The sequence below is a fragment of the Solwaraspora sp. WMMD791 genome (assembly GCF_029581195.1).
Classification (GTDB): domain Bacteria; phylum Actinomycetota; class Actinomycetes; order Mycobacteriales; family Micromonosporaceae; genus Micromonospora_E.
Genome location: NZ_CP120737.1, coordinates 6692926 through 6707808, shown reverse-complemented (window position 1 = coordinate 6707808; position 14883 = coordinate 6692926). Strand labels below are relative to the sequence as shown.

General features: G+C 72.3%; 11 protein-coding genes. 1 reads left to right on the top strand and 10 read right to left on the bottom strand.

Going from position 1 to position 14883, the window contains the following annotated elements:
- Window positions 1–57 precede the first annotated feature (57 nt).
- The 10 genes from O7623_RS30265 to O7623_RS30220 form a co-directional block, all read right to left on the bottom strand.
- Window positions 58–1122, bottom strand: coding sequence for a hemolysin family protein (locus O7623_RS30265; protein WP_282226330.1), 1065 nt, complete (start codon window positions 1120–1122; stop codon window positions 58–60).
- Window positions 1119–2456, bottom strand: a complete 1338-nt coding sequence (locus tag O7623_RS30260) for a hemolysin family protein (RefSeq protein ID WP_282226329.1) — start codon at window positions 2454–2456, stop codon at window positions 1119–1121. Before O7623_RS30260 ends, O7623_RS30265 begins: the two co-directional genes overlap by 4 nt.
- Window positions 2457–2584: 128 nt before the next feature.
- Complete coding sequence (gene mnhG, locus O7623_RS30255) at window positions 2585–2944, bottom strand: monovalent cation/H(+) antiporter subunit G (RefSeq protein ID WP_282226328.1); 360 nt, start codon at window positions 2942–2944, stop codon at window positions 2585–2587.
- Window positions 2941–3234, bottom strand: coding sequence for a monovalent cation/H+ antiporter complex subunit F (locus O7623_RS30250; RefSeq protein ID WP_282226327.1), 294 nt, complete (start codon window positions 3232–3234; stop codon window positions 2941–2943). Before O7623_RS30250 ends, mnhG begins: the two co-directional genes overlap by 4 nt.
- A complete protein-coding gene (locus tag O7623_RS30245) occupies window positions 3231–3797 on the bottom strand; it encodes a Na+/H+ antiporter subunit E (RefSeq protein ID WP_282226326.1) in 567 nt (188 codons plus the stop codon). Before O7623_RS30245 ends, O7623_RS30250 begins: the two co-directional genes overlap by 4 nt.
- Complete coding sequence (locus tag O7623_RS30240; RefSeq protein WP_282226325.1) at window positions 3794–5491, bottom strand: Na+/H+ antiporter subunit D; 1698 nt, start codon at window positions 5489–5491, stop codon at window positions 3794–3796. Before O7623_RS30240 ends, O7623_RS30245 begins: the two co-directional genes overlap by 4 nt.
- Window positions 5488–5973 carry a Na(+)/H(+) antiporter subunit C gene (locus O7623_RS30235; RefSeq protein ID WP_282226324.1) on the bottom strand — a complete coding sequence of 162 codons (486 nt, stop codon included), beginning with the start codon at window positions 5971–5973 and terminating at the stop codon, window positions 5488–5490. The genes O7623_RS30240 and O7623_RS30235 overlap by 4 nt, the downstream gene beginning before the upstream one ends.
- Window position 5974: 1 nt before the next feature.
- Window positions 5975–8911: a Na+/H+ antiporter subunit A gene (locus O7623_RS30230; RefSeq protein ID WP_282226323.1), complete on the bottom strand. Its 2937-nt coding sequence runs from the start codon at window positions 8909–8911 to the stop codon at window positions 5975–5977.
- Between the two features lie 189 nt (window positions 8912–9100).
- Window positions 9101–9514, bottom strand: a complete 414-nt coding sequence (locus tag O7623_RS30225; protein WP_282226322.1) for a hypothetical protein — start codon at window positions 9512–9514, stop codon at window positions 9101–9103.
- Between the two features lie 155 nt (window positions 9515–9669).
- Window positions 9670–9978: a hypothetical protein gene (locus O7623_RS30220; protein WP_282226321.1), complete on the bottom strand. Its 309-nt coding sequence runs from the start codon at window positions 9976–9978 to the stop codon at window positions 9670–9672.
- Between the two features lie 198 nt (window positions 9979–10176).
- On the opposite strand from O7623_RS30220, the gene O7623_RS30215 reads away from it, so the two are divergent.
- Window positions 10177–14856, top strand: a complete 4680-nt coding sequence (locus tag O7623_RS30215) for an ATP-dependent helicase (RefSeq protein WP_282226320.1) — start codon at window positions 10177–10179, stop codon at window positions 14854–14856.
- Window positions 14857–14883 lie beyond the last annotated feature (27 nt).

Here is a 14883-nt window from a genome sequence, read left to right as displayed (position 1 = left end):
CCACCGACCGGCACCCGGCCAGCGCCGGCGCGGCCTGACCCGCCTGCGCTGGCGGGGTCAGCGCAGCCGGCGCCCCCGGGCAGCGGTGTCCGTCTCGTCGTCGAACTCGCCGATGACCTCCTCCAGCAGATCCTCCAACGCCACGAACCCGACCGGCCGGTCGGTGCCCGCGCCGTTGGTGACCAGTGCCAGCTGCACCTGGTCGGCGCGCATCGCGGCGACCGCCTCGGTCACCGTGGCGGTCGCCGGCAGGGTGAACGGCCGGCTCATCAGCGCCTCCGCCGTCGCGGCCCCACCGCTGGCGTTGGCCAGCACCGCGTCCCGTACGTGCACGATGCCGATCAGGTCCCCGGCGTCGCCGGCGACGACCAGCCGGGACCGACCGCTGCCCCGCGACGCCGACTCGACCTGCTCGGCGGTGTCCGTGCGGGACACGGCGACGACCTGGTCCACCGGCTGCATCACGTCGCGCACCGTGATCCGCTCCAGCTGGAGCATCTTGGCCAGCAGTTCATGCTGGTCCGGCGGGAGCAGTCCGTGCTCACGGGACTGCTCCAGCAGGATCCGCAGTTCCTCCGGGCCGTGCACCTGGGCCAGCTGGTCCTGCGGCTCGACCCGGAACACCCGCAGTACGGCGTTGGCGATCGCGTTCAGTCCGAACAGGATCGGCCGGGAGACCCGGGCAAAGGCCCGGAACGGCAGGGCCAGCAGCAGCGCGGACCGCTCGGGATGGGTGATCGCCCACGACTTCGGTGCCATCTCCCCCACCACCAGGTGCAGGAAGACCACCAGCGCCAGAGCGAACAGGAACGCGATCAGGTGACTGGCGGCGTACGGCAGACCGGCCGCTTCCAGCCAGGGCGCGACCAGCCGCTCCACCGCCGGCTCGGCCAGCGCCCCCAGGCCCAGGGTGCAGACCGTGATGCCCAACTGGGCCCCGGCGAGCATCAGCGACAACTCCCGTGAGCCGTCGACGGCGGCCCGCGCGGCCCGCGACCCGGTCGCCGCCGCCTGCTCCAGCCGGTACCGCTTGCTCGCCACCAACGCGAACTCGGCGGCCACGAAGAACCCGTTCAGCGCCAACAGCAGTACGGAGGTCAGCAGCGCCCAGCCGGTGCTCATCCGATCACCTCCACCCGCACCGAGTCCGGGACGTGCCGGTCCACGGTCAGCACGTGCAGCACCGCCCGCTGGCCGGCCCGGTGGCCGTTGCCGGTGGTCGCCTCGTCGAGATCGATCGAGATCCGGTCACCGACCTCGGGCACCCGGCCCAGCTCCCGCATCACCAGGCCGGAGAGGGTGTCGTACTCCGGGGCGGTCGGCAGGCCGATGCCGGTGGTGTCGGCGACCTCGTCGATGCGCCACCGGGCGGGCACCAGCCAGGACCCGTCGGCCTGCCGGGTCGGCGTGGGCTCCTCCGGGTCGTCCTCGTCGCGGATCGGCCCGACCAGTTCCTCGGCGATGTCCTCCAGGCTGATCACCCCGGCGAACCCGCCGTACTCGTCGACCACGCAGGCCAGCTGCCGGTGGCCCTTGCGCAGCCGGTCCAGCACGGCGGGCAGCGGCAGGGTCTCCGGCACCAGCAGCGGCGGGACCATCACGGCGGCGACCGTGGTGCTCGCGCGCTCGGGCGGCGCGACGGTGAGCACGTCGGCGATGCTGGCGATCCCGACGACGTCGTCGACGCCGTCGGAGCCGTGGACGGGGAACCGGGAATGGCCGGTGGCCAGCAGCTCGACCAGATCGGTGACCGGGGCGTCGACCCGTACGGTGTGCACGTCGACCCGGGGCACCATCGCCTCCCCGGCGGTGAGCTGCCGGAAGTGCAGCCCCCGGTCGAGCAGTGTCGACATCGCCGAGTCGAGGTGCCCCTCCTGGCGTGACTCGGCGATGATCTGGCCGAGGTCCTCGGCGGTGGCGCCGCTGGGCAGCTCCTCGATCGGGTCGATGCCGACCCGGCGCAGCAGCCGGTTGGCGGCGATGTCGAACATCCGGATGAGCGGCCCGGCGACCGCGAGGTAGATCAACGTCGACCGGCTCAGTGCCCGGGCCAGCGATTCGGCGCGGGCCAGGGCGAGATTCTTCGGCGCCAGCTCGCCGAGGACCATCTGCACCACCGTGGAGATGACCAACGCGAGGGCGACGGACAGGGTCAGGCTGGCGGCCGCCGGTACGCCGACCCCGCCGAGCAGCTCGGACAGGCCGGCGCCGAGGTACGGCTCGGCCACGTAGCCGACCAGCAGGGCGGTCACCGTGATGCCCAGTTGGGCACCGGAGAGCATGAACGACAGCCGGCTGGTCACCCGCAGCGCCCGGGCCGCCGCCTGGTCGCCCTGGTCGGCCAGAGTCCGAAGCCGGCCCCGGTCGACGGCGACGTACCCGAACTCCTGAGCGACGAAGTAGCCCGTCGCCACGGTCAGAACGACGATCAGCAACAGACCGAAGGCGATCAGCACAGGCGACTCAGCGCTCCGCCGACCGGCGACGGGGACAACGGCAGCCGGGTCTCACCCGGCTCGCTACTGCTGCCCTCCTGGGCAGGAGCGTCGGTCATGGCGGGATTATATAGCTGAATCGACCCGGTTCAGCTGGGCTGACGGCCCGGCGTCTCGTCGTGGATCCCGGCCGCCTCATCGACGATCAGCAGGTCCCGCCGCATCAGGTCGGCCCGGTAGGCGGCCCGGCAGATGATGTGGGCCGCGACCGGCGCGGTCATCATCTGGAAGACCGCCACCAGCACCAGGGTGGCCAGTTCCGTACCGCTGGACAACCGCAGCGCCAGGCCGGAGAGCATCAGCAGCAGACCCAGCACCTGAGGCTTGGTCGCGGCGTGCATCCGCGAGGCGACGTCGGGAAACCGCAGCAGACCGATGGCGGCCGCCACGCTGAGCAGCGCACCCCCGATCAGGAACACCCCGGACAGGACGGTCATGACAGCGGTCACTGTTCCTCCCGACGCTCGGCCGCCGCGACCGCCGCCGAGCGGGCCGCCACGAACCGGACGATGCTCACCGTGCCGACGAAGCCGAGCAGCGACAACACCACCAGCACCGGCAGGGTGGTGGCGTGCTGGTTGATGGCGGCCTCGGCGGCGATCCCGCCGACGATGATCGCGATCAGTACCTCGGCGGCCACGACCCGGTCCAGCAGGGACGGGCCACGGATGATCCGGCCGACGGCCAACAGGGCCGCCGTACCCAACGCGACGGCGACCATGACGGCGACCGCGCTCATGCGACCTCTCCTCTCGCCGGTGCCGGCAGGTCGAGTTGGCGGACCTCGTCGGCCGAGCCGACCGCGCGCACGATCCGGGCCTCCAACGCGAGCACCTTCTCCCGGGCCCGTTCGACGTCGCGCGCGTCGCGTACGTCGAGCACGTGGACGTAGAGCGTGCCGCTGGCCGGGTCGGCCTCGGCGACCAGGCTGCCGGGCACGAGCGACAGCGCCTCCGCCGTCAGGGTCAGATTCAGATCCGTCCGGACCCGCAACCGGACCGCGATCACCGCGCTGCGCGGCACGTGGCCGAAGCGGACGGCGGTCCAGGCCACCTGGGCGCTGGCCACGAAGAGGTCGACGAGGAACCGACCGAGGAAGCGCAGTACGGCCAGCGGCCGGATCCGCCCTTCGAAAGCCACCGGCGGCAACGGGAACACCGTGATCACCACCAGCGCGACCAGGGTGCCACCGATCAGGTTGCCGACCGACAGGTCACCGTAGAACAGGTTCCAGAGCGCGACCAACGCGGCGACGGCGATCAGTTGGCTACGCCACCGGGCGGCCTTGGTGACGGGACTCATGGGGCTCCCTGCGGGAAGACGGCTTCGACGTACGGGGTCCGGTCGACCAGGTTCGCCGCCGCTTCGGTGCTGATCTGGAACAGCGGCCCGGCCAGCACCGTCAACGCCAGACCGAGGACGACCAGGGCGGTCGTCGCGCCGACCAGCAACGGAGGCATCGGCTCGACCGCCCCGGGACCGCCCGCCGCGAGTGGCGTGGAGTCCGAATCGGTCGATGGCACCCGGACCGCGACCGACGTGGCGGTCGACGTACCTGGCGACGTGGCGGTCGACGTACCCGACGGTGTGGCGGTCGGGCCGCCCGCCGATGTGTCCTGCCGGGCGCTGCCCGCCAGCGGTTCGGCCTCGGACTGGGCGTCACCGGGTACGGCGTCCGGCGCCGGCTTGCGCCAGAACGCCAGGTTCCACACCCGGGTCACCGCGTACAGGGTGAGCAGGCTGGTCACCGTGCCGCCGGCGACCAGCGCCCAGGCCAGCGGGCCACCGTCGGCGACGCCGGCCTGCAGCAGGCCGAGCTTGCCGAGGAACCCGGAGAAAGGGGGAATCCCGGCCAGGTTCAACGCCGGCAGGAAGAACAGTACGGCGAGCAACGGTGCCGCGCGGGCCAGCCCGCCGAGGCGTTCCAGGTTGGTGCTGCCGCCCCGGCGTTCCACCAGTCCCGTCGCCAGGAACAGGGTGGTCTGGATAGTGATGTGGTGCACCACGTAGAAGATCGCCGCGGCCAGCCCGGCGGCGGTGCCGAGCGCCACTCCGAACAGCATGTAGCCGATGTGGCTGACCAGGGTGAACGACAGCAGCCGTTTGATGTCGGACTGGGCGACCGCACCCAGGATGCCGACCACCATCGTCAGCAGGGCGACCACCAGCAGCATGTCCCGGGTGCGTCCGCCGGGGAACAGCAGGGTCTCGGTACGGATGATCGCGTACACACCGACCTTGGTCAACAGACCGGCGAAGACGGCGGTGACCGGGGCCGGCGCGGTCGGATAGCTGTCCGGCAGCCAGGCCGACAGCGGGAACACCGCAGCCTTGATTCCGAACGCCAGCAGCAGCATCAGCTGCAGCACAAGCCGCAGATCGTCGGGCAGACCGTCGAGCCGCGCGGCCAGCTGGGCGAGGTTCACCGTGCCGGTGGCGGCGTAGATCAGCCCGATCGCGGTCAGGAAGATCACCGACGACAGGATGCTGACCACCACGTACGTCGTACCGGCTCGGATCCGTACCTCCGTGCCGCCGAGGGTCAGCAGCACGTAGCTGGCCCCGAGCAGAATCTCGAAACCGACGTACAGGTTGAACAGGTCGCCGGAGAGGAATGCGTTGGTCACCCCGGCGGTCAGGATCAGGTACGTGGGGTGGTAGATGGCCACCGGTGTGCTCTCCCTGCCATCGGCCCGGCCTTCGCCGATCGAGTAGAGCAGCACGCACAGCGTCACGGCGGTGGAGACGACCAGCATCAGCGCGGCGAGCTGGTCGGCGACCAACGCGATGCCCAGGGGTGCCGGCCAGCCGCCCACCAGGACCACCTGCGGCCCGTTCAGATGCGCGGTGACCAGCAGGGCCAGCGCCACCCCGAAGGTGACGGTGAGGACGGCGACGCTGGTGGTCCGCTGTGCCCGCGGGTGACGGGCCAGCACCAGGGTGATTCCCGCACCGAGCAGCGGCAGGATCACCGGCAGGGGCACCAGAAACGTCACTTGCCGCTCCCTTCGAGGTCGCCGGCGCGGGCCGGGGACTGGCGTGGCGCGCCGATGGCGTCGATCGGGTCGGTGTCGTCGTCCTCGTCGTCCTCGGCGTCGTCGTCGGCGTTGGGGCCCTGGTCGGCGACGGCCCGCTGCATGATCTGGCGGTCCTCCAGGTCGTCTTGGACCTCGTCGTGGCCGAAGAGCAGCCAACTGCGGTACGCCATCGCGAGCAGGAAGGCGGTCAGTCCGAGGGTGATCACGATCGCGGTGAGGATGAGCGCCTGGGGCAGCGGATCGCTCATCTCCTCCTGCGGGGTGACCTCGGCGATCGGTGCGCCACCGGCCCGCCCGCCGAGCAGGATCAGCAGGTTGGCGCCGTTGCCGAGCAGGATCACCCCGAGCACCACCCGGGTGAGGCTGCGTTCCAGCAGCAACGTGACCCCGGCGGCGAAGAGCACCCCGACGACGAGGACGAGCACGAGATTGGGTGTCACGTCAGCTCCTGGATCCGACCGGTTCGGGGTCGCCGACACCGTCGGTGATCTCGTTGGTGGGCGTGTCGTCGACGTCGACGTCCGGTTCGGCCGAGCGGGCGATCTGGCGGTCGACCTCGGCACCCAGGCTGCGCAGGATGTCCAGGACCAGGCCCACCACGATCAGGTACACGCCGACGTCGAAGAAGAGCGACGTCACCAGGTGCACCTTGCCGATGACCGGCACGTACAGGTCGACGATGGCGCTCTGCAGGACGTCGCCGCCGACCAGGATCGGGCTGAGCCCGGCGCCGACGGCCAGGAACAGCCCGACCCCGAGCACCAGACCGGCGTCGACCGGGGCGGCCTCGTTCAGTTCGTACCGCCCGCCGGCCAGGTACCGCACAGCGAGGGCGAGGCCGGCCACCAGGCCGCCGGCGAATCCGCCGCCGGGCGCGTTGTGCCCGGAGAAGAGCAGGAAGATCGAGTAGACCAGGACCGCGTGGAACAACAACCTGGTGATCACCTCGAAGATGATCGACCGGCCTCGGGGTGCCTGGGTGGCGCCGCCGCGCAACCAGATGCGCTGACGCCGGGACCGCACCGGCGAGCCGCCCGCCGGTGGCTCGGCTGAGCTGGCCGGGCGGCGGCCCGGCCCGCCGGCCGGCGCCTCGACACTGGCCCGCCGCGGGCCCGGCCCGGTGCGGGGCCGCAGGAAGACCAGGCTCGCCACGCCGGTGGCGGCCACGACGAGTACGGAGATCTCGCCCATGGTGTCCCAGGCGCGGATGTCGACCAGCGTCACGTTGACGACGTTGCGCCCACCGCCGTACTCGACGGCCTGCTCGGGGAAGGCGTCCGAGATCGGTGCGGCATCCCGGCCGCTGACCGCTGCCGCCGCCATCCCGGCCATCACCGTGCCGACGGCCACCCCGAGCGCGATCCGGGCGTAGCGGCTCGACCGCAGCGGTCGTTCCGAGAAGTAGATCGGCAGCCGACGCAGCACCAGCACGAACACGACGATGGTGATGGTCTCCACCAGGAACTGGGTCAGCGCCAGATCCGGCGCGCCGTGCAGGACGAACATCAGCGCGGTGCCATAGCCGGTGACGCCGGCGAGGATCACCGCCTTGAGTCGACGCTGCGCGCGTACCGTCGCGATCGCGGCGACGACCATCACGGCCGCGACCACGACCTGCACCGGGGTGTCGTACCACCGCCACTGCTCCAGCCACGGCCGGTTGACCAGCAGCGCACCACCGGGCACGGCGACCAGGACCAGCAGGATGATGCTGAGGTACTGCGGCAGCGAACCCCGCTGGGTGGCACCGGTGACCTCGACCGAGAGCCGGTCCAGTCCGTGGGTGGACTGGGCGTACACGGTGGACCCGTCGGTGGGGGCACGCAGCCGTCGCTGGACGGTCGCGACCCGGTCGCGCAGCACGAACAGCACCGCGCCGGCGGCGAGCGCGACCAGGGACAGCCCCAACGCGGGGGTGAACCCGTGCCACAACGCCAGGTGGTAGTCGCCTGGTCCGAACAGACCGGCGTACGGCGCGAGGATCTCGTCGACGGTGGCGGCCAGCGGCCCGAGGGCCAGCCCGGTCAGGGCGAGTACGCCGACCGGGACGACGAAGGCCGCCCCGACCGGCGTACTCGCTGTCGGTGCCCGGCCGGGTTTGCTGGCGAACGCGCCCCAGACGAACCGTGCGCTGTACGCGGTGGTGAGCACCGCGCCGAGAACGATCAACGTGAGGACCAGTGGATCCGGGGCGAACGCCGCCAGCACCGCCTCCTTGCCGACGAAGCCGAGCAGTGGTGGCACCCCGGCCATCGAGGCGGCGGCCAGCACGGCGGCACCGGCGACGAGCGGCATCCGCCGACCCAGCCCGCTCAACTCGGTCAGGTCCCGGGTACCGGCACACTTGTCGACGATCCCGACGACCAGGAACAGCGTGGCCTTGAACAGGGCGTGTGCGAGCAGCATGGTGATCCCGGCCAGTGCCGGATCGCGGTCGCCGGCACCGGCGACCACCATCAGCAGGCCGAGCTGGCTCACTGTGCCGTAGGCCAGGAGCAGTTTCAGGTCGGTCTGGCGCAGCGCCGCCCAGCCACCCACCAGCATCGTCGCGGTGCCGGTGACGACGATCAACCAGTACCACCACGGGTTCGCCGCGTACACCGGGGACAGCAGCGCGACCAGGTAGACGCCGGCCTTGACCATGGCGGCGGCGTGCAGGTAGGCACTGACCGGCGTCGGGGCGGCCATGGCGGCGGGCAGCCAGAAGCTGAACGGGAAGATGGCCGACTTGGACAACGCGCCGACCAGGATCAGCACCAACGCGGCCGCCAGGTAGCCGCCGGACGGCGGCGTGCTCTCGGCGATCTGCGACCAGCGGTACGTCCCGGCCTGCTCCCCGAGCATGATGAACCCGATCAGCATGGCGAGTCCGCCGAGGGTGGTCACGATCAGCGCCTGGGCGGCCGCCCGGCGGCTGGCCCGCTTCTCCGGGTGATGGCCGATGAGCAGGTAGGAGAGGACCGTGGTCAGTTCCCAGAAGATGTAGAGCAGGATCAGATCGTCGGCGATGACCAGGCCGAGCATGGCTCCGGCGAAGCCGACGAAGACCGCGGTGAAGCGGCCCAGCCCAGGCTCGTCGGCGGTGAAGTAGCGGGCGCAGTAGATCAGCACCAAGGCGCCGACCCCGCCGACGAGCAGCACCATCAGCCAGGACAGGGTGCCGGTACGCAGGGCCACGTCGAGCCCCAACTGCGGGACCCAGGGGTAGGTTTCCTCGATCGGGCCGTCGTCGCGTACCGCCGAGGTGTTGACCAGTGCCCAGACGAACGCCGCACCGGGCGCGGCGGCGACCAGGTAGCAGGCACGCGGACCCCACCAGCGGACCAGAAGCGGCGCGATCAGCGCGGTCACGAGGTGGACGATCAGCAGGACCAGCACACGGGGCTCCAGGTAGATGTCGTCGCGGGCCGTCGACCCGGGTCCGTTGACAGATTCGCACGGTTGGCGCGGAGGAAGGCGTCGGACGGCGTGTCGCCACCGGACGACGCGCAACGCCGGCCGGCCCTGCGGGATGCGGTGTCGGTCAGCCGGGCACCGCGCCGGGACGGGCCGGTCAGCTCGAGGTGGTCAGGTCAGGCTGGGGTTGGCCGGCGGTGCCCGACTGCCGTGGCACCGCTGGGTGCCCCCGGTGACGTGGTCGCCGGGGCGGCGATGGACACACCCGGTGCCGGTGTCCGGCCCGGACGGCCAGTTCGCGGCGAGCACCGGGGGCAGCCCGGCCCGGTCACCGCCGGCGGACCGGGGGCGGTCGTCGGCGTACTGCCGGTCGTCGCGCTGGGTGGCGGCGTCGTCTGCGCCACTGCGCCCGCCGGGCGAGATCGTCTGGTGCAGCAGGGCGGCACCGATGGAGGCCGGACCGGCGGCGATGGCAACGGCGGGTACGGCCACCGAACCGGCGCCGTGCACAGCGGTAGCGGTCAGCAGGAGAAGCAGCGCGATGGCGACCCAGCGGGGGCATGGCGGGTGGCGAAGTCGCGCCATCGTCGCCCCCCTCCACGCAGTTGTCGTCCCCGCTACCCTACCGGCCCACGGTCACCGGTCCACGATCGTCGGGACCTGGATGGTAAGCCATCCTACGTGGTTGGGCAGTTACATCGCGGTTACCGACGCATGGCGGGTGCCGGGCCGACCAGCACTCAGTCCATGGTGGCCGGTTCGGGCACGGCCGGCGGAGTGGGACGTACGGCGGCGACGGCCGGGATCTGCAGAAGACCACCGCGACCAGCCAGCACCATGTAGTAGTGCACCGTCGCCCGGACCCGGGCCCGGTCCGCGGCACTCGCCGAGGCGCTGTTCACCACCAACGCACGAAGCGCCTCCACGACGGGCTCCACCATCGCGGCGTCCGGGCCGGGATGGCGCAACCGCAGCAGGGCGGCGAGCCCGTCCACCCGACGGAGCAGCACCTCGGTGTCGTGGTGCAGGCCGCGCTCGACGACGGGCATGGGGGTACTCCTCGGCAGACCGGATGATGACCGAAAGTTACTGCATAACTACTAAGTCGGGCAAGTCCGGCGTGCCAGCTTCACCATGTTTTTTCGCCCTATGGTGGCTGGGGGTGCGGAACTGTCAGATCCAGCGGGCAGGATGAGGCGATGTCCAGCGGGCAGGATGAAGCGATCTCCAGCAGGCAGGATGAAGCCGTGCCCAGTGGGCAGGGTCGATCGGCCTCGGCGGTCCTGCAGCGGTTCGGTGCCGCCACCCGGGAGTGGTTCGGCAGCGCCTTCGCAGCGCCGACCGCCGCCCAGCAGGGCGCCTGGGAGGCGATCAGCGACGGCCAGCACGCCCTCGTCGTCGCGCCGACCGGTTCCGGCAAGACCCTCGCCGCCTTTCTCTGGTCGTTGGACCAACTGCTGCGGACGCCCCCGCCGGCCGACCCCCGGCGCCGCTGCCGGGTGCTCTACCTCAGCCCGCTCAAGGCCCTCGCCGTCGACGTCGACCGCAACCTGCGTACCCCGCTGGTCGGCATCACACAGGCCGCGGCCCGACTCGGGCTGCCCGCGCCGGCGGTCACCGTGGGGGTACGCACCGGCGACACCCCGGCGGACCAGCGTCGCGCCTTCGGCAAACAGCCGCCGGACATCCTCATCACCACGCCCGAGTCGCTGTTCCTGCTGCTGACCTCGGCCGCCCGGGAGTCGTTGCGCGGCGTGCAGACGGTCATCGTCGACGAGGTGCACGCCGTCGTCGGCACGAAACGCGGCGCGCATCTGGCGCTGTCGCTGGAACGGCTGGACGCGTTGCTCGCCGCACCGGCCCAACGGATCGGGCTGTCGGCCACCGTACGGCCGGTCGAGGAGACCGCCCAGTTCCTCGGCGGTCGGCATCCGGTCCGGGTGGTCGCCCCGCCCACCACGAAACTCATCGACGTCAGCGTCCAGGTCCCGGTGCCCGACCTGGCCCACCTCGACGAGCAGCCCGACGGTGACGACGACGCACCGGCCCGCACCAGCCGCTCCATCTGGCCCGCCGTCGAGGAGCGGGTCCTCGACCTGATCCTGCGGCACCGCTCCACCATCGTGTTCACCAACTCGCGGCGCTCATCGGAGCGGCTCTGCGCCCGCCTCAACGAACTCGCCGCCGACCGCGCGGCGGCGCAGGCCGCCACCGACCCGCCACCCGCCGAGCCCGCATCGGCGCAGCGGAGCACCCGGATGCCGGCGGAGATCATGGCCCAGTCCGACGCTGCCCGTGGCGTCCCGCCGGTGATCGCCCGCGCCCACCACGGCAGCGTCTCGCGCTCGGAGCGGCTGCAGATCGAGGAGGCGCTCAAGTCCGGCCGGCTCCCGGCGGTGATCGCCACCTCCAGCCTCGAACTGGGCATCGACATGGGCGCGGTCGACCTGGTCGTGCAGATCGAGGCACCGCCGAGCGTCGCCGCCGGTCTGCAACGGGTCGGCCGGGCAGGGCACCAGGTCGGCGCGTTGTCGGAGGGGGTGGTGCTGCCGAAACATCGGGGTGACCTGCTGGCCTGCGCGGTGGTCACACAGCGGATGGCCAACGGTGAGATCGAGCAGCTGCGCTTCCCCCGCAACCCACTGGACGTGCTCGCCCAGCACGTCGTCGCCATGGTGGCGGTCGACCCGTGGCGGCTCGACGAACTCGCCACGCTGGTCCGCCGGGCGGCCCCGTACGCCGAACTGCCCGACTCCGCGCTGCACGCGGTGCTCGACATGCTCTCCGGCCGGTACCCGTCGACCGCCTTCGCCGAGCTGCGGCCCCGGCTCGTCTGGGACCGCCACAGTGACCTGCTGACCGGTCGACCGGGTGCCCAGCGGCTGGCGGTGACCAGCGGCGGCACCATCCCCGACCGGGGACTGTTCGGCGTCTTCCTGGCCGGCGCCGCCCAGACCACCCGGGTCGGTGAGCTCGACGAGGAGATGGTCTACGAGTCACGGGTCGGTGACGTGTTCCTGCTCGGCGCCACCTCCTGGCGGATCGAGGAGATCACTCCCGACCGGGTGCTGGTCACCCCAGCACCGGGCCAAGCAGCCCGGATGCCGTTCTGGAAGGGCGACCAGCCGGGGCGGCCGGTGGAGCTGGGCCGCGCGCTCGGTGCCCGGCTGCGCGAGCTGGGTCGGCAGGACGCCCCGACCGCGCGGGCCGCACTGGGCGCCACCGGGCTGGACGACTGGGCCACCGACAACCTGCTGCGCTACCTCGACGAGCAACGTGACGCCACCCGGGTGTTGCCGGACGACCGGACCATCCTCGTCGAGCGGTTCCGCGACGAGCTCGGCGACTGGCGGCTGGTGGTGCACAGCATCTTCGGCGCCCAGGTCAACGGCCCCTGGGCGATGGCGATCGGTCGGCGGATCAGCCAACGGTACGGTGTCGACGCCCAGGTGCTGCCCGCCGACGACGGCATCGTCGTCCGGCTGCCCGACATGGTCGACACGCCGCCCGGCGCCGATCTCGTCGTCTTCGACGCCGACGAGATCGGCCCGCTCGTCGAGGAGTCCGTCGGCGGATCCGCGCTGTTCGCGGCACGGTTCCGGGAATGCGCCGCCCGGTCACTGCTGTTGCCCCGCCGGGATCCACGTCGCCGGCAACCGCTGTGGCAGCAGCGGCAACGCGCCGCTCAGCTGCTCGACGTCGCCCGGGAGTTCCCCGATTTCCCGGTCACCCTCGAAGCCGCCCGGGAATGTCTGCAGGACGTGTTCGACATGTCCGCCATGACCGGGCTGATGACTGATCTGACCGCACGCCGGCTGCGACTCGTCGAGGTCGAGACGGCCCGGCCCTCACCCTTCGCCCGGTCGCTGCTGTTCGGGTACGTCGGTGCGTTCCTCTACGAAGGCGATCTGCCGTTGGCCGAACGTCGGGTCGCCGCGTTGAGCCTCGACGCGACGCTGCTCGGCGAACTGCTCGGCCGGGTCGAGCTGCGGGAACTGCTCGACCCTGCGGTGGTCGCCGAAACACACCGTCAGCTGCGGTGGCTCGACGGGCACCGGCGGGTCCGCGACGCCGAGGACCTGGCGGAGATGCTGCGTGTACTGGGCGACCTTTCCGAGGCGCAGCTGCGCGAGCGGCAGGTGGATCCGGCCTGGCTGGCGGAGCTGACCCGCGGCCGACGGGCGATCGAGGTACGGGTCGCCGGAGAGCAACGCTGGATTCTCGTCGAGGACGCGGCACGGCTGCGCGACGCCCTCGGCGTCGCATTGCCGGTCGGCCTCGCCGAGGCCCACCTCACCCCGGTCGACGACCCACTCGCTGACCTCGTCTGGCGCTACGCGCGGACCCGGGGTCCGTTCGACGCGACACAGTGCGCGCAGCGGTTCGGCCTGGGCCGCTCGGTAGTCGAGCAGACACTGCGCCGACTGGCCGCGGCTGGCCGGGTCGTCGCCGGTGAGTTCACGATGGACCAGTCGGGACCGCAGTGGTGCGACGCCGACGTCCTGCGGATGCTGCGGCGCCGGTCGCTGGCGGCACTGCGCCGCGAGATCGAGCCGGTTCCGGCAGCGACGCTGGCCCGGTTCCTGCCCCGGTGGCAGCAGGTCGGCGGCACCGGGCGGGGGGTCGACGCCGTCGCGGCGGTGATCGAACAGTTGCAGGCGGTCGCCGTACCGGCCTCGGCGTTGGAACGCCTGGTGCTGCCGGCCCGGGTGCCCGACTACTCGCCGTCGTACCTGGACGAGCTCTGCGCCAGCGGCGAGGTCCAGTGGGCCGGTGCGGGCGCGATCGGCACCACCGACGGTTGGATCCGGCTCGTCTTCGCCGAGACCGCCGCGCTGTTGCTGCCGCCGCCGGATACGGCACTGACCTTGACCCCGGTCCACACGGCCCTGCTCGATGCCCTCGCAGACGGGCAGGCGCTGTTCTTCCGCCAGCTCGCCGATCGGGTCGCCGCGGTCGCCGCTGCCGACGGACCGGCGGCCACCGACGCCCTCGACGACGGGCCGGCCACCGACGCGGCGGCCGGGGGTGCGCCCGGGGGTGTGGCCGGGGGTGTGGCCGGACACCGACACGACCCGGGCGCGATCGAATCGGCGCTGTGGGACCTGGTCTGGGCGGGCTGGCTGACCAACGACACCTTGGCGGCACTGCGCGCCGTGCTGGGCCCCGGCGGGACGCACCGGTCCCGCGCCGGTCAGCCACCCCGGGCCAGGTCCCGCCGGCCCGGCCGGGGATTCGCGGTGCACCCGGCAACGCCGACACTCGCCGGCCGGTGGTCACGTCTGCCGGACCGGGACCCGGAGCCGACCCGGCGGGCGGCGGCGCTCGCCGACGTCCTCCTGGAGCGGTACGGCGTGCTGACCCGTGGTGCGGTGGCCGGCGAAGGCACCCCGGGCGGCTTCGCCGCCGTGTATCCGGTGCTGTCCGCTCTGGAGGAACGCGGGGCGGCCCGCCGGGGCTACTTCGTCGACGGGCTCGGTGCCGCCCAGTTCGCCCTGCCCGGTGCGGTCGAGCGGCTGCGGGAACTGGCCGGACCGGCAGCGGACCGCCCGGACGGCGACCCGCTGGTGCTCGCGGCGACCGATCCGGCGAACCCGTACGGTGCCGCACTGTCCTGGCCGGAGCGGTCGGCCGAGCCGGACGGGCACCGGCCGGGGCGCAAGGCCGGTGCCGTGGTGGTGCTCGTCGGTGGCGAGCTGGTGCTCTACGTCGAGCGCGGCGGCCGTAGCCTGCTGCGCTTCACCGACGACGGGCAGCGACTCGCCGTGGCGGCCCGGGCGCTGGCCGCCACGGTGACCTCCGGCGCGCTCGGTGCCATCTCGGTCGAACGCGCCGACGGTGAACCGGTCCGGGATTCTCCGCTGCATCCCGCGCTGGCCGCCGCCGGATTCCGGGTCACCCCGCGTGGCCTGCGTCTGCGCGGCTGAAGGGTGACCTCTCGACCTCGTCCGAGT